The sequence below is a fragment of the Dawidia cretensis genome, assembly GCF_018598175.1.
Classification (GTDB): Bacteria; Bacteroidota; Bacteroidia; order Cytophagales; family Cyclobacteriaceae; genus Ohtaekwangia; species Ohtaekwangia cretensis.
Map to the genome: position 1 here is coordinate 1 of NZ_JAHESE010000030.1, position 18,802 is coordinate 18,802.

General features: G+C 50.3%; 23 protein-coding genes. 10 read left to right on the forward strand and 13 right to left on the reverse strand.

All coding sequences use genetic code 11. The features are described 5' to 3' along the window. On the reverse strand, window positions 1-369 hold a 369-nt coding region (locus tag KK062_RS23065), incomplete at its 3' end, for a DUF4874 domain-containing protein (protein WP_254086725.1). A 332-nt stretch (window positions 370-701) separates the two neighbouring features. On the opposite strand from KK062_RS23065, the gene KK062_RS23070 reads away from it, so the two are divergent. From KK062_RS23070 to KK062_RS23080, 3 genes are all read left to right on the forward strand, one after another. Continuing rightward, complete coding sequence (locus tag KK062_RS23070) at window positions 702-1,466, forward strand: SDR family NAD(P)-dependent oxidoreductase (RefSeq protein ID WP_254086726.1); 765 nt, start codon at window positions 702-704, stop codon at window positions 1,464-1,466. 30 nt (window positions 1,467-1,496) lie between these two features. Then, complete coding sequence (locus KK062_RS23075; protein WP_254086727.1) at window positions 1,497-2,402, forward strand: helix-turn-helix domain-containing protein; 906 nt, start codon at window positions 1,497-1,499, stop codon at window positions 2,400-2,402. 83 nt (window positions 2,403-2,485) lie between these two features. Beyond that, on the forward strand, window positions 2,486-3,112 hold the full coding sequence (locus KK062_RS23080) for a TMEM175 family protein (protein ID WP_254086728.1): 627 nt from the start codon (window positions 2,486-2,488) through the stop codon (window positions 3,110-3,112). Window positions 3,113-3,121: 9 nt separating this feature from the next. Here KK062_RS23080 and KK062_RS23085 read toward each other — a convergent pair whose 3' ends face one another. Both KK062_RS23085 and KK062_RS23090 read right to left on the reverse strand, forming a co-directional pair. Continuing rightward, complete coding sequence (locus tag KK062_RS23085; protein WP_254086729.1) at window positions 3,122-3,724, reverse strand: NAD(P)H-dependent oxidoreductase; 603 nt, start codon at window positions 3,722-3,724, stop codon at window positions 3,122-3,124. Continuing rightward, window positions 3,721-4,587 carry an ATP-grasp domain-containing protein gene (locus tag KK062_RS23090; RefSeq protein WP_254086730.1) on the reverse strand — a complete coding sequence of 289 codons (867 nt, stop codon included), beginning with the start codon at window positions 4,585-4,587 and terminating at the stop codon, window positions 3,721-3,723. Before KK062_RS23090 ends, KK062_RS23085 begins: the two co-directional genes overlap by 4 nt. Window positions 4,588-4,698: 111 nt before the next feature. Here KK062_RS23090 and KK062_RS23095 point away from each other — a divergent pair, with 111 nt between their 5' ends. The 3 genes from KK062_RS23095 (at window position 4,699) to KK062_RS23105 (ending at window position 6,745) form a co-directional block, all read left to right on the forward strand. Further along, the gene (locus KK062_RS23095) at window positions 4,699-5,088 is read left to right on the forward strand and encodes a DUF1801 domain-containing protein (protein WP_254086731.1); all 390 of its coding nucleotides are present in this window, start codon (window positions 4,699-4,701) and stop codon (window positions 5,086-5,088) included. Between the two features lie 175 nt (window positions 5,089-5,263). Next, window positions 5,264-5,464, forward strand: a complete 201-nt coding sequence (locus KK062_RS23100) for a hypothetical protein (RefSeq protein WP_254086732.1) — start codon at window positions 5,264-5,266, stop codon at window positions 5,462-5,464. Window positions 5,465-5,476: 12 nt separating this feature from the next. Beyond that, window positions 5,477-6,745, forward strand: a complete 1,269-nt coding sequence (locus KK062_RS23105) for an NHL repeat-containing protein (protein ID WP_254086733.1) — start codon at window positions 5,477-5,479, stop codon at window positions 6,743-6,745. A gap of 6 nt (window positions 6,746-6,751) precedes the next feature. Here KK062_RS23105 and KK062_RS23110 read toward each other — a convergent pair whose 3' ends face one another. The 3 genes from KK062_RS23110 to KK062_RS23120 all read right to left on the reverse strand — a co-directional run bounded on the left by KK062_RS23110 (window position 6,752) and on the right by KK062_RS23120 (window position 8,457). Further along, complete coding sequence (locus KK062_RS23110; RefSeq protein WP_254086734.1) at window positions 6,752-6,910, reverse strand: hypothetical protein; 159 nt, start codon at window positions 6,908-6,910, stop codon at window positions 6,752-6,754. A gap of 47 nt (window positions 6,911-6,957) precedes the next feature. Beyond that, window positions 6,958-7,803, reverse strand: a complete 846-nt coding sequence (locus KK062_RS23115; RefSeq protein WP_254086735.1) for an alpha/beta hydrolase — start codon at window positions 7,801-7,803, stop codon at window positions 6,958-6,960. Window positions 7,804-7,866: 63 nt separating this feature from the next. After that, a complete protein-coding gene (locus KK062_RS23120) occupies window positions 7,867-8,457 on the reverse strand; it encodes a TetR/AcrR family transcriptional regulator (RefSeq protein ID WP_254086736.1) in 591 nt (196 codons plus the stop codon). 278 nt (window positions 8,458-8,735) lie between these two features. Here KK062_RS23120 and KK062_RS23125 point away from each other — a divergent pair, with 278 nt between their 5' ends. Then, a complete protein-coding gene (locus KK062_RS23125) occupies window positions 8,736-9,137 on the forward strand; it encodes a hypothetical protein (RefSeq protein WP_254086737.1) in 402 nt (133 codons plus the stop codon). Window positions 9,138-9,223: 86 nt separating this feature from the next. On the opposite strand, the gene KK062_RS23130 is transcribed toward KK062_RS23125, so the two are convergent. Continuing rightward, on the reverse strand, window positions 9,224-9,640 hold the full coding sequence (locus tag KK062_RS23130; RefSeq protein ID WP_254086738.1) for a hypothetical protein: 417 nt from the start codon (window positions 9,638-9,640) through the stop codon (window positions 9,224-9,226). A 33-nt stretch (window positions 9,641-9,673) separates the two neighbouring features. Further along, window positions 9,674-10,465 carry a DUF3592 domain-containing protein gene (locus KK062_RS23135; RefSeq protein WP_254086739.1) on the reverse strand — a complete coding sequence of 264 codons (792 nt, stop codon included), beginning with the start codon at window positions 10,463-10,465 and terminating at the stop codon, window positions 9,674-9,676. A 145-nt stretch (window positions 10,466-10,610) separates the two neighbouring features. Between KK062_RS23135 and KK062_RS23140 the strand changes: the two genes are divergently transcribed. Both KK062_RS23140 and KK062_RS23145 read left to right on the forward strand, forming a co-directional pair. Beyond that, the gene (locus KK062_RS23140) at window positions 10,611-11,615 is read left to right on the forward strand and encodes a hypothetical protein (RefSeq protein WP_254086740.1); all 1,005 of its coding nucleotides are present in this window, start codon (window positions 10,611-10,613) and stop codon (window positions 11,613-11,615) included. A gap of 1 nt (window position 11,616) precedes the next feature. Next, window positions 11,617-12,318, forward strand: coding sequence for an outer membrane beta-barrel protein (locus tag KK062_RS23145; protein WP_254086741.1), 702 nt, complete (start codon window positions 11,617-11,619; stop codon window positions 12,316-12,318). A 29-nt stretch (window positions 12,319-12,347) separates the two neighbouring features. Here KK062_RS23145 and KK062_RS23150 read toward each other — a convergent pair whose 3' ends face one another. The 3 genes from KK062_RS23150 to KK062_RS23160 form a co-directional block, all read right to left on the reverse strand. Further along, window positions 12,348-12,587, reverse strand: a complete 240-nt coding sequence (locus KK062_RS23150) for a hypothetical protein (protein ID WP_254086742.1) — start codon at window positions 12,585-12,587, stop codon at window positions 12,348-12,350. A 67-nt stretch (window positions 12,588-12,654) separates the two neighbouring features. Further along, on the reverse strand, window positions 12,655-13,692 hold the full coding sequence (locus KK062_RS23155; protein ID WP_317195806.1) for a glycoside hydrolase family 2 TIM barrel-domain containing protein: 1,038 nt from the start codon (window positions 13,690-13,692) through the stop codon (window positions 12,655-12,657). Continuing rightward, window positions 13,693-14,484, reverse strand: coding sequence for a sugar-binding domain-containing protein (locus tag KK062_RS23160; RefSeq protein WP_254086743.1), 792 nt, complete (start codon window positions 14,482-14,484; stop codon window positions 13,693-13,695). A gap of 482 nt (window positions 14,485-14,966) precedes the next feature. On the opposite strand from KK062_RS23160, the gene KK062_RS23165 reads away from it, so the two are divergent. Next, the gene (locus KK062_RS23165) at window positions 14,967-16,664 is read left to right on the forward strand and encodes an OmpL47-type beta-barrel domain-containing protein (protein WP_254086744.1); all 1,698 of its coding nucleotides are present in this window, start codon (window positions 14,967-14,969) and stop codon (window positions 16,662-16,664) included. A 15-nt stretch (window positions 16,665-16,679) separates the two neighbouring features. Here the strand turns inward: KK062_RS23165 and KK062_RS23170 are convergent, their stop codons facing one another. After that, window positions 16,680-17,189 carry a GNAT family N-acetyltransferase gene (locus tag KK062_RS23170; protein ID WP_254086745.1) on the reverse strand — a complete coding sequence of 170 codons (510 nt, stop codon included), beginning with the start codon at window positions 17,187-17,189 and terminating at the stop codon, window positions 16,680-16,682. 70 nt (window positions 17,190-17,259) lie between these two features. Further along, the gene (locus tag KK062_RS23175; protein WP_254086746.1) at window positions 17,260-18,486 is read right to left on the reverse strand and encodes a hypothetical protein; all 1,227 of its coding nucleotides are present in this window, start codon (window positions 18,484-18,486) and stop codon (window positions 17,260-17,262) included. Window positions 18,487-18,802: the final 316 nt, after the last annotated feature.

Genomic DNA, 18,802 nt, shown 5'->3' on the forward strand with positions numbered 1-18,802 from the left:
GGTATACGAGAACCGGATCATCAAACGCACCCCCGCCGTTCTGGCAGCATCAAAGTCGGCCTGCACGCCACTGAGGAATGAAGCCGACAACGCCGAGGACTTGAAGATGTCCAATACATAGTGCCGGAAGATGATCGTGGGACTTACGGTATAATTTCCCTGCCAGGGAGTAAACGGATTGTTCCGCAGACTGGTCAGCTGCGTGGCCGTCAGCGGCGTAAAGGAACTGGCAACGCCATTGAGAGGCGTGTAAAAACCACGGTCGGGATTTTGGATCTCCGCCGTAGACTCGGTGTACGTAACGCTTTGTGCAAACCCGGCGCTGACCAGGAGCAGCGCCATAAAAACGACAGTAAAATGCTTTTTCATAGCTTATCGGTATTAAAGTGGGTAAAAGAAGGCTTTAATAAATATAAGCGTTATTTTATATCTTCATTTACTTTCTTTTTATACTACAATAAGAAATAGTAAATATTAGAAAGTTAAATAAGATAGAATTTGTAAGAATTAGGCTTTCGGAGGCTTTTAGGCGGTTTAGCCCATCGTTAACCGGATTTATTGGGTTTAGGAGGTAATCCGGGGCTTTACGTCCCTTTATTCACGGCTTTGATACCCTTGAAATGTATAAGCACTTCAGGAATAGGTATAAGTCGACCGCCTTCCATGTGCAGACCTTTGATTCATCTAAAACACAACAAAGCATGCAATCAACAACAAAAATCGCACTCGTAACCGGCGGCAGCCGTGGCCTGGGCAAAGACGCAGCCCTACGTCTGGCCGAACGCGGCAACGACGTAATCATTACCTACAACAGCCAGAAGGACGAAGCCCAGGCTGTCGTGGAAACCATCCAGCAAACCGACCGCCGCGCCGCCGCTCTGCAGCTCAACGTAGGCGACACGCGCAGCTTCGAGGACTTTACGGCCGCCTTGCAAGACACCCTGAAGACTTTTCAGCGCGAGCGCTTCGACTACCTGGTGAATAATGCGGGGCACGGCGTCACCGTACCGTCCATGGCCGACACTACCGAAGAGCAATTTGACGAGCTGGTGCGTGTGCACCTAAAGGCGCCGCTGTTCCTCACGACAAAAGTACTCCCCCTCCTGAACGATGGCGGTGCCATTGTAAACATCTCGACAGGGCTGACGCGGTTCACCCATCCCGGCAGCGGCGCATACGCCAGTGTCAAGGCAGGCGTGGAGACGCTCACAAAATATATGGCCAGGGAATTCGGGCCACGTTTCATCCGCGCCAACGTAGTGGCCCCAGGCGCCATCGCCACAGACTTCAACGGCGGCAGACTGCGCAACAGCACACAGGTACAGGATATGATCAAAGCCATTACTGCGCTTCCGCGCTTCGGTCAGGCGGACGATATTGGCAGCGTCGTAGCATTCCTCTGCTCAGACGACGCGAAGTGGATCAGCGGACAGCGCATCGAAGTTTCCGGCGGTATGTATCTGTAAGAAATCTGTATCTTTATTAAATCAATGCCCATGACCGGCTCCTTTGTTGACATCGCAACCATCAGCGACCTGCATCGTCTGTACAGTATCCCGGCCCCCAAACATCCGCTGGTATCGTTTATTTCGTTGGATGAAGTCAACCGCGACAACTTCAACGAAAACGAAACAGCGTACCGGCTGGGGTTCTACTCGGTATACCTCAAACAGGTCAAAGGCTCGATGAAATACGGGCGCTCACAATACGACTTCGACGAAGGCACGCTGGTGTTTACCGCCCCCGGCCAGGCCATCCATACACAACGTAAGATCTCTTACAACGAAGGTTGGGGACTCTTCTTTCACCCCGACCTGCTCTACCGCGCGGCACTCAGCAAGAAGATACAGGGCTATTCCTATTTCCACTACGATACACACGAAGCGCTGCACGTATCCGACACGGAGAAAAAAATCCTACGCGAATGCGGCATGAATATCCGGCGCGAGTACGAACAGAACATCGATAAGCATACACAAGACCTGATCGTCAGCAACATTGAATTGCTTCTGAATTACTGCACGCGCTTCTACGACCGGCAATTCCTGATTCGCGCAAAAGTCAACCACGACATCGTCCAGCAATTTGAAACGGCACTGCTGGACTATTTCTCTAAAGACACATTGATTGACGAGGGGCTGCCGGATGTAAAGTATTTTGCCACGCAGCTGAACCTATCCCCCAATTACCTGTCGGATCTGCTGAACAAATATACCGGCAAGACCACCCAGGAACACATTCACCTTCAACTGGTGGAAAAGGCTAAGTCCCTGCTCTGGGGCACCTCAAAATCCATCAGTGAAATTGCCTACGACCTGGGGTTCGAGCATCCCTCCCATTTCACCAAGATGTTCAAAAACAAGGTAGGCGTGGCGCCGAAGGAATTCCGGTTGCAGGCGTGATCCTTCGGGATCTTTCCATATTTCTTTCGTAAGAACGCTTGTGAAAACTCGGGTTTTCCTATTTTTAAACCCGAGTTTATTTTATGACGACTGTTAAAGAGACATCCCGGCTGGAATCTTTCAGCGATGGGGTATTTGGGTTCGCCATCACCCTGCTTGTCCTGGATATTCACGTCCCCACTGTTTCCGAAGGGCAAGACCTATTGAATCTGCTGATGGCCGACTGGGCCACATACCTTTCCTTCCTGATCGGCTTTTTCACCATCCTGGTGTGCTGGATCAATCACCACTACATGTTCGACCATATCTATAAAAACAACAGCAAGCTCCTGCTACTAAACGGCTTCAAGCTGCTGGTGGTGACCTTTACGCCCTTTGCCACCGCCTTGATATCGAAATATATTAATACTCCCCAACAGAGCACGGCTGTGAGCGTTTACGCATTCAACTTCGCGCTGATGGGCACGGCCATGTTCTTTATTTGGCTATATGCCGTCCGTATGGATCTAATGAAGCACGAGTCCGAGGCCTTGCTGAAAATGATCACCCGCTATTACTTCCTGGCAACGGCCATGTCGGTTACGATTTTTATCCTTTCGTTTATCAATATCTGGATCTGCCTGGGATTCTCGGGCATTATGTTCGCTACGTTCCTTTTTCCAGAGCAGATGATGGCGTATGCGATGCGGGTGCTGTCCGCAAGAAAATAAACACGGTTGCTATAACCTGGCACTCACTACTTCTATTTTGTCTATCAACTCCCTGATCTGATCCGCATGTTGGTGCCTAACACTTTCTAAATCCAGTGTGCCACCGAGGATGATCATTTCCTTATGCTCAAATCTTTTCCCAAATCGGTCGTTGAGCATGACATTCTCCATACTCTGTGCGATTCCGATCTCGTTCAAAAAGGCGCTGGTATAGCCGGCCGTACAAAGTGCGACTCCGTATTTTATAGTTTTCATCCCCGGAACGTTATCCGATGGTTTATATGCAAAGCCCACTGTCAACACGCGATCAAACCAGCCCTTTAATTTAGCCGGACAATCACTCCACCAAACGGGGTACAGGAATATTATACAGTCTGCGCGCTGAATCTTTTTATGCTCCTCCAAAACGTCGTGCGCAACCGGCAAATCAACTTTAGCGAAGGCCTCCCGGGCGTACTCTTCTTCCGTCATGTCGCTCTTGAAATTCATCGCGTACAAATCCGATACCTCGACCGACCATGCCTTTTGCAGCAATGCCTTCTTTAACTGCTCCAGTACCTGGTAGGTATAGGAGTTTTGACTGGGGTGACTATATACAATGACGATGTTCATGCGCGGGCGCTCTGCATTTTCTCGATCACACTTTCGACAAACCGCTGACGGATATCTTCACCGAACTCAAAGTATAAATCCGGCTCGATCAGCTCAAGCTCCATCAAATGGAACTTGCCCTGAATCATCACACCATCCACCCGGGCGTATAGCAGCTCATTCTCCAATGTGGCAATCTGTTGTGCCCGCTGCAAAAGCTCGGACGTGGGCTCAACCCGTTGATACAGCCCGCCATATTGCCGCTGCACGCGGAAGTCGCCATCTTTGGGCTTCTTTAATACTGCATGTGAAAAGGCGCCATTAAAGAATATCATGGACAGCTCGCCTTCCGTCGTGATCTCCGGCAGGTAGGGCTGGATAAGCCAATCTCCCTGGGAAATAACATCGTAAAAAGTTTCCGGTGTTAATGTCGCTGTCGTATACGTCTGAGTAAGAAAAGACCCCGCCGAGATCGCCGGTTTGATGACTACCTGGTCCCAGGCCTGGGCCTGGAGCATCTCCCATTTTACGGGAGCGGTTGCCGCCGAAAATAACGTCGGAATAATGGTGAGACCTTTTTCCTGGAATCGCTTCAGGTAGAACTTGTGCATGTTGTCTTTCACAACCTGCACAGGATTAAACATGAGCGCACCGGTCTTTTCCATGGCATCCAGCCAATCGCGAAAGGCATCGGCTTCCTGGTAATAATCCCAGGTGTTCCGAATGACCAATGCTGAGAAATCCTCCCAGCGAACATCTGAAGCTTTCCAGATGACCGGAACGGCCGTGATGTTCTTCTCTGCAAAAAGTGGTATTAACGCCTGGTCCGCCGGATTGAGCTCTGGCAGCCGTTCACACGTAAGTAGTCCGACGGTTGTTTTCATTATCCCCTCTTTATTCACCTTCAAAAATCTATTATTTACTCAAATTTCAGCATTATCTTAGCAAAAAGTCTTCTTAAAAATTCAACACGTTACAAGCATACCCGATTGCATATGAACAAAGAAGTCCAGGCCTACAACGATGGGCAATCGCCGGAAGAACAGGAAATCTGCAACGCCTTAGCCGAGGAGATCAATCGCCATTTGCCGGAGGCAGAGAACAAAATCTGGCATGCCCACCCCGTTTGGTTCCTGGACGGTAACCCCATCGTTGGCTACAGTAAATTGAAGGGCGGCATCCGGCTGTTATTTTGGAGCGGCCAGTCGTTCGAAGAAGACGCCCTGCAAATAGAAGGCACCTTCAAGGCCGCCGAAATGCGCTATACCGCCGTGGACCAGGTAAAAAAACGAGATCTCGCCCGCTGGCTCAAGAAAGCCCGTGAAATACAATGGGACTACAAAAACCTGGTCAAACGAAAAGGCAAGCTGGAACGATTAAAATAATCGGAAGATTTGAACGTCAATGAACAGTCAAAAAAACAAAGAGTTAATTCCACTCGCGCTTATGGTAATAGCCCTGATTTATACAGGGATTTCTATTATAACAACCGACACTGCGCTAACACTGCGGCTTAAGGCCGCTTACATATTAACAGCAATCGCAGTTACAACTTTTTTTTTGAATAGAACCATTTCCGCCATCTTCCTGGGAATTACGCTCGTCTTTGGGTCGCTCAATATAATTACCTTCAACCCAACGGTATATTATGTGGGGATAGGCGCGCTAAAAATACAACTATTCTCGTTGTTCGTCTTACTTACGTTCATCTATGCCCACAGGCGAGCATTTAAAGCCTGGATCAACAAAGACGGCCTCTAAACTTGCATTCGTATGCCCATGAAAGCTACTCTTGTCTTGCTCGTATTCATAATCAGTCTGTCAGGGGCCGCAGCACAAGAGAAAGATCTTTCCTATTACTACGGCCAGGCCCTGGAAGCCAAAAAGGCCGGAGACTATCCGCGGTTTTACGACATGATCGTCCAGGCGAGTACACTCCATCCTTATCACCAGGGAATACAATACGAACGTGGCATTGCCTGTGCGCTAACAAACAGACCGGAGGAAGCCATAAATTTCTTGAAGCGCGCGGTCCTCACAAACGCTGCCTTTGACCTTCAGGCTGACGCATTAAAAGAACTACAGCCTCGGGAGGATTTCAAAAAATTGCTGGCGCTGCAAAGCTCACTAGGAACCCCCATCATAACATCCGACACAGCCTTCGTCCTCCCCGATCGCCGGCTTCATCTTGAATCTATTGCCGTTGGCAAGCGCGGCCTGTACGGTGCCGCCGTCCACCAGCGTAAGGTCGTACACCTGCACAACGGTGTGTTGACCGACTTCACGTCGGAAGCACAGGATGGATTGACTGCCGTACTCGGCATCAGACTCGACGAAAAGCGAAATATACTCTGGGCTTGTTCTTCGCCGTTGCCCGTAATGAAGAACTACGACAGTAGTCAAACCTCCGCGCTGTTCAAGTACGATCTGTCCACACGAAAACTCCTCGGTAAATACCAGACGGCCGAAAAGACCAATGCTGTCTTTGGCGATTTGTTAATATCTGCTAAGGGTACCGTATTTATTTCAGATAGCCGGAACAGCACTATTTTTACCTTAGAAGAAACCACGCAGAAACTTATCCCCTGGTTTACCTCGTCTGAGCTTTGGAGCCTTCAGGGCATTACTTTTTCCGATGATGAAAGCCACGTATTCATCGCTGACTACGTCAAGGGAATCTTCCGACTGGACGTCAAAACAAAAGAGCTGATTCTCCTCGAAAACACACACGATGTCTCGCTAAAATCCATCGACGGATTGCTATGGTATAAGAACAGCCTGATCGCCATCCAAAACGGAACAAATCCCATGCGGGCCGCCCGGTACTACCTCAATGCAGCACATACTGCTATCACAAATTTCACCATTATAGATCGCGGACACCCCGCTTTCAATGAGCCTACCAATGGCTGCATCACAAACGATACGTTCTTTTACATCGCCAACAGCCAATGGTCGGGGTACGACGAGCAACACAACCTGAAAGACGAAAGCCAGCTACATAAAACCGTTATTTTAAAAATGACCTTGTCAAACAAATGACAGCCGTCAAGCGGGAATAGCTGGCGCAAGAGTTAGCGCGTAGCGCGTCTCTTGTGACGTAGCCTTAAACGCATAGCGGTCGGGCTCGGGAATGATCTCGGGCACATACCTGGAAATCTCCACAGTAAGGATCTCGTCCTGGTCGTTCAAGTCGAGGAATACCATCGTGTCGCCGGCAATCCATTGGGCATGTGTATGAATATACGCAGCGATTAATTCTCCACAAGATCGTGCTCCACAAAATCCATCACATAGTCAACCACTTTCTTCGACCGCAGGTTGTGCCCGTAGCCTTTTGTAATAATCAGCTGAGAATTGCTCCACACGCTATTGATCCGCCTGGAATGTTCAACCGAGGCCTCGCCATCCTCTTCGTCGTGGATCAGTAGTCCCCGGCTGTTTAACTTTGTCGCAAACCTGGGCGCAGAAAAATACGCCGGCGCCTGTTTTACCCGTGCTTCAAAATAATCAACAATCAGCCTGACTGCCCTGGACGAAAGTTTAAGCTCGCCGGTATAGAACGAGATAAAGTCCTGTGCCTCGCCAGGCGGCGCCAGGACCACCAACCGTTCCGGCGCCAGCTCCGGCAACCGGTAAAATGTATAAATGGCCGTAAAGCCGCCAATGGAGTGCGACAAGACCGTATCCAAACTTCCTATTTGTCCGATGAACTTCTCGACCACCTCGCTATATAACGGCATCGTCATGAACTTACCACTACTCAACCCGTGCCCCGGTGCATCCAGGGAATAGACTGTATATTTCTCTTTATCTAACGCATCGACATAACTCTTCCACCGGAACGTGTGGCTTTGCCAACCATGCAATAAAAGGATTTTCCGGCTTCCACTCCCCCACTTATAAGCCTGAATAGTCTCCCCGGCATGCGCAAAAGAAAACCGTTCACCCGAATGAAGAAACGCCAGGTGCTTGTCCGTCATCTTACCCCGAAACGGCCTGCAAAAGAGCTCAAATCCCACGCGTGCCGCCGTGCGGGGCGCCACCCAGACCAGGAGGTTAATCCATAGTCCGATGGTTCTGGTCATTATTTTTTTCATGGCAGTTGCATTTTATTATCTACGTTCGTAGATACCAATCGGTATCTATTAGGACAAAACAAATCAAAGCGTAATCGTTTCCAGTTGATCATTCAAATGTTTGATCATTTTCCGGATATCATTATTGTTTCCTTCCAGCTTGCTCATCATAATGCCCCCTTCCAGCACAGCAATAATCAACGTCGAAAAGAACATCACATCGGTATCCGGTTTCAGCTGCTTGTGCTCTATTCCATTTTGAAGAATCGTCATCAAGGACTTCTTCAAAACGGTCAGTGTCTTAACAGCCTCCTTCCGCAACGCCGGATGCGCGTCATCCACCTCAATGGCCGCATTCAACAACGGGCACCCTCCCTTCAGCGGCGGATTGGAGATATACGATTCAAAGAACTTAAAAATACCGCGAAGCTTGTCCACCGAATTGCTTTCATTGACAATGATCACACGCAGCTTCCCAAAGAGAATATTGGATAAAAACGCCAGCGTTTCCCGCTCCAAATCGTCCTTACTGCCGAAGTGCCGATAGATCGCACCCTTCGTAAAGCCCGTGGCATCGGTGATCTGACTAATCGACGTCGCCTTATACCCCTGCGTATTGAACAACACGCCCGATTTCTTCAAAATGGTCTCTTTCGTAGCCTCCGGATCCCGCATGCCACGAAGATACCAATTGGTATCTAATTTTCCAACAGCGGGTAGCAAACCGCCGAAAATTTAGAAACACTCAGCCGGTTACAATCGCCATCGCAAGGGATTAATTGACCATTATGACGCTGACGACGATATACTTGAGCTTTTGGGAAAGAGTACGTAAGGAAGTCTGGAAGTTGAAATACGCTCCGTTTGCCCTTATCGCATTCGGCATCTATTTATATTTCCAAGTGGACGATGATCTTTCGGGGTATTTGATGTTCGTTTCATGTTGCTTCGTTATGTGGACGGTCGCTGTGTTCACCCTGTCATGGCGCCTTGTCAACGAAGTTCATTTTGCAAACGACAAGATTTTGATCGTCGGGTATACCCTGAACACCCGGTGGGAGAAAGAAATTGACATCAAAAGTTCCCGCATCGAAATTCGGTCAAAGAACACCGGCCGCTCACGTGACGAGTATTACCTTCGAATAAAATCCAGCAATAAGTCCCAAGACATTAACGGTACCTATAATTGGGATTACACGTCCCTTCTAACGATCTTCCACGAGTTCAAAAGAATAAAAGGCGAAAAAATCACTTCCGGCGAAGAATACGATCTCGATATCATGGATAAAAAATCCAAAGGGCTTTCAACTTCTCTTTTCGACTTCTCCTTCAACTGGAAAAGAAATAACAAGTAAGTCTCAGCATCAACAATCGGTGCAAAGTTTGAGCCTACCGGCAGTCCTAGAATACCGTAGATATTGCAACGGTAGGTATGCCAAACCTAAAGTCTGTTTCGGTTATTAAACCGCTCAACGAATTCATCATACGTATCCGCGCCATCCGCAATACGTTTTACCACGCCATAGAATTTCTTCTTCTTTCGGATTACTTCCCAAAGAGAGTATGCACTCAAGCCATAGTCCAGGCATTTTGCAAAATCCACCAGGAATACAATATAGAATACGATCACAACCCAATCTGAGGTCTGCCCCTTTAGATAATCCCCACCCACCCACATCGCCACGACGGCGAGTAGAGCAATCGATAACTGTATCTTGTAGTTTTTGTGAAAGAACTCCCAGTCCGGACGGACTATCGCCTTTGCATAATCCGGTGTCGCTCGGATTCCCGTGTAATCGTCTTGCGAAAACTTAAACGGCGGAATGAAGCTGTGCTTGGTAAAGCTGAAAAAGACCATGGGATAGTAACTCCGGGTAAAGATATCTAAATCTTACTTCGAGAAAAGCTCGGGCGGGTTTTGGATTTCCCCTCGCGGCACCACGCACGACTGACTTTCATCCTTAGGCGATACAAAGACTTTGATCGTGTCACCGGACTTATGCTCGAATTGCAACGCGTGGTCACTGGAGAGCGATTTGCCAAGTACCGGACCAAGGCGTGTGGTGTATTGATAGTATATTTCAAGCTGCCGGGCCAGAGCCAGGCCGGTGGGCGTGATCGAGATGACAGTGGCATCTTTTATTTCTCCGTATTTGTGCAGGCTTACTATTTTCCGGGTACGCACCAGCAGAATAATGACCAGCACAACCGCCGCAATAGCAAAGGGTGTGGCAACAATCCAAATGATGATATTGAAAGGAAATTCAAAGGGTTCCAGCCCCTCAATCATGGAAGCATTGCCCAGGTATCGTACGGTAATCGCATCGCCTATAGTTAGAAGATCCACTCTGTCTGGGTCCAGGGTGGTGAACGTGTCGTGCATAAGCTCGCCGTCGCGTGAGTAGCTGTAAGCGATGACGGAGGGGTGCTCGTTGTTAATTGTTACATTGGTTTTTGTGTCAATATCGATGATCGCCCCTTCTGCGGTTACCCCTTCGGCCTCGATCTTGTCGTAATCAGGTGTTGGCTCGCCGCGCTCGACAATTGCAAAGATGGTGCTATAAAGTAGAAAGAAGGCAACCGAAAGCATCACGGAAGCAGCTGTAAAAATAAGCAGAAGTGGATATTGTCGAATGATGGAAATCCGGGTTTTCAGACTAATGGGGCGGGAAGCACGATACATGAAAGACATTTTATGTTCAGGAACAAAGAAAAGGAAATTGTCGAGATTTTAACGCACCCCGACAGCATCGGAATATTTTTGACACTGGCTGAGGGTAACCGCTTTTTCGGTTGTCGTAGGATCGTACATGATAACCGAGACAGCCATGGACGCACGACAACCACTGTTCACCTGGAAATACTTTGCCTTAAACAGTCTGATCGCGGCGGCGCTGCTGGCGTTTATTCTGATCGCGTGCAACGAGGATGGACTGGCCCACATTGACAACACCGTGGCGCTGCAACCGGCCCTGTCGGGCTATCACATCTTCGAAGGAAATCCGTCGGCACTCCAGCCCACAGCAGGCTTTCATCCATACGAGTTATCCACGGAGCTCTTCTCCGACTACGCCGAAAAACAACGCCTGGTCAAGGTACCGTCCGGGCAGATACTCGGACCACAGCAGGACGGCCTGCCCAACTTCCCCGACGGCACAATCCTGGTAAAGACGTTCTATTATTTTCATGACAAACGCGACACGTCTAAAGGGCGACAGCTGATTGAAACACGCCTGGAGATTAAATCCGGAGAAACCTGGAGTGTGGGCACCTACCTCTGGAACGATGCACAGACCGACGCCCGGCTGGTGACCTCCGGTCTTAACAAAACCGTGAACTGGATAGACGAACGTGGTAACGGAAAGGTCATTTCGTATCACGTACCCTCCAACCACGAGTGTGCTACATGCCATTCATCAGACAACGCCATTATACCGATCGGCCCCAAGCTTCGAAACCTGAATACGGATGTGTCGCGCAATGGCGCTGTCGTCAACCAACTCTCCTACTTCCAACAACAAGGTATACTGGGCAATGTCGATCCTGCACAAATTACAGCCCTACCCCACTGGCAGAATATAACGTATAGCCTGGAAGAACGGACGCGCGCTTACCTGGATGTGAATTGCGCACATTGTCATCGCCCCGGTGGCTTTGACGGTGGCGACCGGCTGCAGCTGGAGTATACCACTTCCCTGTCGAATACGGGTATATCCGGAAAGCGTGACCAAATCATTGACCAGTTGTCGGAAGGACGTATGCCCCTGATTGGCACCTCCGTGGTGCACGAAGAAGCGCTTGAGCTTATCCGTTCCTACATGAAAAGCCTGTAGTATGAAATACTTCATCGTACTGATCATACTGACTTTTCCGATAGCCGCCGTCGCCCAGGATACGACAAAAGTCCGCCGGTTTACAGGACTGGCACTTACCTTCTCTCCGCAGTACAGCTATCGCTCGCTGCATTTCGATGCCGACAGCCGCTGGTTGGAGGCCCTGCGCGACAATGAAGTGCCGGGGACCGGCTTTAAAGCGCGCGCACAAGTGCGCTATCGTATCAGCGACCGTATTGACTTATTGGGCGGCGTCGAGTATGCCAACCACGCCATAAAAACGCGCTATGAAGATCTTACCTGGTCAGGCGATGCCGAAGGCCTGCCCGGGAAAAGCCGCACGATCTATCGCTACAAATTCCTGGCTCTTCCGCTGCATGTAAATTACACCTTTGCGAGCCTTGAACACCTACGCGTATATGCAGTGAGTGGCGTTACCACGAGCGTATTCCTTTCGCGCAAAACGAAGGTGGACATGGCCGATGATCATCACGCCTCGGCCAAGACCGTAGGCTTCGCCAGATTTACCTGGTCGGCTACCTTGGGCGCCGGGTTAGAATATGCCCTTGGGCATCGATTTTCTCTCCGGGCAGAACCTTTTATAGAGCATTATTTCAACTCGATCTCAACAGACGACCACACAAAAGAATACCTGTTCGCGTTCGGGCTATCGACCGGCGTCGTATGGGCGTTTAAGGGATAATGAAATGGCACGATGAACTTCGTGGGAAACTAAACAACATCAATCAGGCGCTCCTCGGGCTTCTCGTCGTGATGATATCGAAACGACGCCGTCGGGGTCGAGAACACAAAGCCAGCTTCATCCACCTCCATGCAGTATACTGTCGTGGGTGATACGTTCAGATAAGCAATCAGCAGCGAGAGCTCGGATGCAGGTATTTCCTGGGCACCCTCTGTCGAAAAGGTGTGATAGATCTTACTACAAGTCGATTTGATGGCATGGAGGTTCATAACACACGGTTTTACCATGAGCAACGAAAAAACCGTACCTGCCTGCGGGAGTTAGAGACCAGCCTCGTTACCGTGGCGGAACGACCTTGCCGGGGTTCATCTTTTTGCTTTCCTGGGTCACGGCCTGGTTCACCTCCTGAATCCGCTTCACGTCCATTTTCTCGAAAGCGCGGTCGTAGGTCAATAAACCATTCACCTCATGCTCCACGTCGGTGGTTTGTGTATAGATGGCGACACTAAGCCCTTTGTACTTCATTAATTGCTCGACCTGATGCATCAGGAGTATATAGCGGTCCGTGAGCGCAGCCTTTGTTGGCTCATAATCGTAGGCGTTATTCTCCACCGGCCACATGTGCCCGCGGACAAACAGTCCCAGACCGCCGAACTCACCCAGAGAAGCTGCCCGTTTCGCATCCGGCACCGATGCACCGTTCGGACCAATGTAAATATGCGTGTCGACAAAATCACCGTTGCCAGGATCGCCATAGGCCTCCTGGTAGCCAGGGTTATTATTGAAACCAGAGTTACCGTTTACCAATCGTGACGGATCATAACGTTTTGTCCAGTCGGTGATCTCCCTTACATCAAACGCGCCCCAGTTTTCATTGAAGGGTACCCAGGCAACAATGCACGGGGAATTGTAATGATCGTCGATGATATTCTTCCATTCCCTCCGGAAGTTTGCACGTACCCGGGCCGTGTCTTCATGCTGATACCAGATGGCCGGCATGTCCTGCCACACGAGTAATCCAAGCTTATCCGCCCAATAGTAGAATCGCTGGGGCTCGGTCTTCATGTGTTTTCGGATCAGGTTATAACCTGCCCGCCTGGAGAACTCTATGTCATATTTCAATGCAGCGTCGGTGGGTGCCGTCAAAATACCATCCGGCCAGTAGCCCTGGTCCAGGAGCCCAACCTGCATGACAAATTCATTGTTTAGCAACGGCCGGACGACGCCGTTCACCTCGCCCAACCGGATGTCGCGCATTCCAAAATAACTGGTGATCTCGTCCGTGATCGTACCCGTCTCATCCTGCAAGGACAGTGTCAGGTCATATAAAAATGGATCGTCGGGTGACCACGGCCTGGGGTGTTTGATCGGGATCTAAAAGGCTACTCCGGTCTCGCCTGTAGCGGTGGCAATTGCCTTTTTGCCCACGCGTGCAACCGCCGATACCTTTGCCGTGCCTGCGTTTACCTGTACTTTCAGACGGCTGTTTGCCAGCTCGGGTGTTAACCGGATGTTGCTGATATAGTTCTTGTTGACCGGCTCCAGCCATACGGTTTGCCAGATGCCCGATGTAAACGTGTAATCACCCCGTGGTCCGTTCTTTCCGCTGGGCGTACGTCCATCGTTCGGATCATGCGCGGCCACTACTAGTATGTTTGTGCCTGCTTTTAAGAATGGCGTAATGTTGATGCTAAACGCATCGTACCCACCGGCGTGCGTTCCAACCTTTTGCCCGTTTACAAATACCGTTGCGTGGTGGTCCACGGCATCGAAGTGCAGAATGACCAGTTTCCCGTTCCACGACGAAGGAATTTCAACGCTCCTGCGATACCACATATTAATCTCCTGCTTCCGTTCAATCCCGGAAAGCACCGACTCCGGACAGTACGGCACCCGGATCTGCTCGACGTTGCCGTTGAAGGCAATCGGCTGCTGGGGATCCTGCGTACTTGCCACGTGGGGGCCACCGGCATAGTCCCATGTGCCATTTAAACACATCCAATCGTTTCGGCGTAGCTGCGGGCGGGGATATTCCGGAAAGGGAACCTCGGCTTTCATGGCCGTTTTGGTCCACTGGGTTGGCAATTTTGCCACCTGGGCGCTGGAGATTTCCAGGGCAACGATGCTCAGCAGCAAACAGCAGAAAAGAGTCCTTATTTTTCTCATGGGTGGTTTGGTTCAGGCGTTTGGCAATAAGTAATGCAACGGATACACTCTCCCCAAACGACACATCTCAAAATTAATTTCTTTTGGGCAGTAAAACCTGGTCGTGGGCTTCTGCCGGCAAGGGTTTGAGGTGCTTCCGGTCGATACAGATTTAGTATTTGTGACACCTGTATGGAAACAAACGTAATCTACCCGATTTATGTCCACTTCCCGTGCCGCTTCACGGCTCGCAGATCGGGCCGGCCGCTGACTTCCCCGGCTTGCCGGTGGAAATGAGAGGCTTGGGCGTGAGAATTTGCCGCCGACAGTGGGCAGTAGTAAAAGTACTTTTTACCTGACATTTGTAGATTTTCGCCTGCCGGGGCGGTTGTCCGGGGTTATACTGTATACCCAGCCCGTGGGCGGTAACGAGTGAAGATGACATTTTAGACAATATTTTTTTATTTTGAATCTGCCTAACACAACTAGAACCTTAAATCTATATGCGCTTAATCTTCTCTACGCTGGCAATCTGTCTCGTAGTGTCTGCATTCTCTCAAGATCTGCCTGCTTTCGACAAGAAGCCTTATAAAGATTCCGAGGGAAATCTCTACTGGCCGTTGTCCCTGCCGGTGTACCTCCAGTTGTCGCCGTCGCCCAATTCAGCGGATGCGGTCATGCTCACCGAAGGCAATGAAACCGCCCACGCTATGAAATGGGATGGCCACGGCAAGCACCTGATCAAACACGACGACAATCACCACTCTAAAGAGAGCACGGTTGCTTTCGCCGTAAACGCCGATGGCATCGCGCCGGTATCCGGATTGGAGCTGCTGGGGGCCACGCGCCATGCCGCCGCGAAGATCTATTTTGGGAAGGGCCTCACCATTTCTGTAAAAGGCAAAGACGAGATGTCCGGATTGCAGGGCGCGTACCTGTCGATCAACCAGGCGACGTTCACCAGGCTTTCAGCGCCGGGGGCGTTGTCCGATGAAAAAGAGTATACTGTCAAATACTTCGGGGTCGACAACGTCGGCAATGTTGAAGAACCCAAGTGGGCTACCTTCACGGTAGACCTCACGGCGCCAACCTCGAATCACGAAGTGAGCGGCGGTCACCTGGATGGCCAAATCCTTTCGCCCCGTGCCATGATCTCACTGATCCCCCGCGACGAAGCTTCCGGTGTGAAGAAGACCGAATACTATTTTGACGGCGGCAAGCCCCTGCCCTATGCCACCAAAATTTCACCGGCCGGCCTGGCCGACGGCGAGCACACCCTCACCTATTATTCATCCGACAACGTAGGCAATACAGAATCACCGCGTCAGTTTACGTTTTACCTGGATTCAAAAGGCCCCGAAGTAAAGTCTTCGTTCGATGCTGACTTTGCGGTGTCCGAAGGACGATCCTATGCCAGCACCAGCACCTTGATCGCGCTCGAAGCGACCGACAACAAAGCGGGTGTAAAGCAGCTCTTCTACAGCATCAACGGTGCGCCGGAGAAAGTCTACACCGCTCCGTTTGCATTGCCGGCGAAGCAAGGCACCTATTCGATCCGCTACCGGGCCGTCGACCAGGTAGGCAACGTTGGCGCTACCGTAACAGACAAGCAAGTCGCTACCATCTATATTGACGATACCCCGCCCGTTGTCACGCACAGCGTCAGCATACCGAAGGTCTACACGCGCGACACGCTTTTTGTGACCGACAAAACATTGTTCACGATAAAAAGCTTTGACGCCGAATCTGGTGGTGCGATCGTTGACTATAAAGTCGACAACAGCGTAGAAACAACATACGAAGCTCCGTTTTCGGTATTTACCGAAGGCAAGCATGCCCTCTCTTACAGCGGCACGGACCTTGTCAACAACTCCGCGGTAAAGACAGCTTTCTTCGTCGTGGATAATACCGCCCCCGAAATTTTCTTCCACACAAGCCTCGAAAAAATAGGCACGCAAAAGCTGGTGGCCAAAGAACAGGAGATTCCGATCTATGCTGCCGGCACCATCCTCTACATGGCTGCCACCGACAAGGCTGTGGGCACAAAGGCCATCTACTTTTCATTGAACCAGCACCCTGAAATTCTTTACACCCAACCGGTAAAGCTCATGACAAAGGGCGTGCACTCACTGAAGATCAAAGCGGTTGATTTCCTGGGGAACGTACGAACGCAGGATACGATCGAGTTTGCTGTTCAATAAGACGTGGGGGGTACTTTAGTTTTTGGAAGCGAGCGTAAGGTCGTAGCGTCTTTCCTTTAGCGGGATGCCAAAAGACATCGATTCTTTCTCTTCTGTCAGCGTGAATCCGTACGACATGTAGAGGTGGGCGGCGGCGGGAAGGTCATCCGTCGTCCAAAGGTACGCGGCGCTATAGCCGACCTCCTGCAGGAAGCTCATATACAGGTCCATCAGCTTCCTACCCAGGCCAATGCCTCTATACTCACGGTCGAGCAGGAAATAACGAAGCTGGGCAGTTTTATGCGCGCGATGCATCAATAGCAGAAAGCCAACGATCCTGCCCTGATGCTCGCAGATCCACACACGATCCACACGGGGATCATAATTTTTATAAAACTCAAAGAGACCGTCGCTGACGTAGGCTTCGAACGCCTCGCCATAGCCATACTCCTCGCGATATAGCTTCCCATGGAGATAAATGACGTATCCGAGATCGGTCGGCCGGAAGTGAATCCGTATGGCAATCTCCTCTAAGTTGATTTTCATGCGACAATAATACTATGCTTCGCCGAAAAGAAAACCCTGGAAAGGATTCTTTTATACCCATGCCGTTCGACTAGCCATCCTCTCCGTCGCCCGGAGCGTCGTGATGTTGCTGAACCCGAAGAGACAGGTCAATTTCTACAAATGACCCCTGCCCTACCACAGCCGTTCGAGCATTGGGCGCGTCAATCCCGGTCGTGGCAGAGCCCCTGGAAGTCGGGACACCTACCCTAGCGCCGGTCTCCGGCTGACGTGGAGCCTGTATATCGTTAGCCATATTGTTTTCCGGTGGCAGCAACGCCTCGGCTTTTGCCTGATCCTCAGAACACGCTGCAGACTCAACAAGCTGATTCGCCGACGCAGAACGCCAGCCATACGTGCACGCTGTCACAGACCGCACGGATACCGTAGGCTGCTTCTCCCCGTCACCCCTAACCGCTTCTACCGTCGTTACCTTCACAGGTTGTTTGTCATTCAAACTTCCTCCTTCCGGACGTCCTGCCACGGCAATAACTTTCGCGACGCCGGCCCGTTTCACATCTTTCACCACATCATCTTCCATCGGCGAACCATACCGTACACCCACCGTCAGCATCAGGCTATACGAATCATCCGCCGGCACCTGGTCGGTGAGTGCAATTTCCAGCGATGTTGCAGGCGATCCCTTCAAGGCCGGAAACCACGGCGAGGATACGCTCTGGGGCGCAAACATGCCTGTATACCACGCGGAAGGTTTATAGGCACGTTCTCCAGGGTCAAACGTGAAGTCCGGTACAATGCCCAGGCTGACGTCGATGCAGAACCGTGCATGTCTGTTATTGGGATGAAAGTTGATGTCGCGCAGCAAAGCCGGTATATTCACGCGAGCCGACAACGTCTTACGATCCAGCACATAGGTAATGGGCGTACGGAGCACCGAGTCGAACATTGTATTTTTATTCAGCTGAAAGCCTGCCAGCAAGTCGGGATGCTTCGATAACATAATAGCGCGTTGACCCAATTCGCCGACTCCATCCTGTTTCTGCACGATCTTGAGCGCTTTATTAATAAAGCCGCTAAAGTTGTAGTCGGATAAGACCCGCACGGGGTGCATCATAAAGCGCACCTCTTTACCCATCTTCGAGCATCCGCCAAATTCACTCATATAGAGTCGCGGCACTTTAAAAGTGGGTGAATTTTTGACGTACTCCTTCGGCGCCCCGCCTTTTTGCCGCACGACGATCTTGTCTACGCCGCGCATCTTGTAAAAGCTAAGGTTACCGAGGCTACCCGTAATGTTAAGTTCTTCTAAAAAGGCCATAGGTTACTCTTGGTTAATAAAACGATTGGTTTTTAAAACGGTCGCGAGAGGTAAAACTATTTCCGCGTACAATATAGAGAGTGTCAGCCAAAAGACTATCAATTGTACATATATACTTTTTAATTTTTCAACCGGACCATCAAATGACCCATACGTATAAAGATCACGGTCATGAGTGGTGTATAAATGGCTTAAAATTATGTTATCAGTGGGATATCCTCTCGATTGGCCGGCTATTGAATGACTACTGAAAGAGTTGTGCACATAAATTTGTGGATAGCTGTATGGAATGTTTACAACTGATGGTATACTCGTG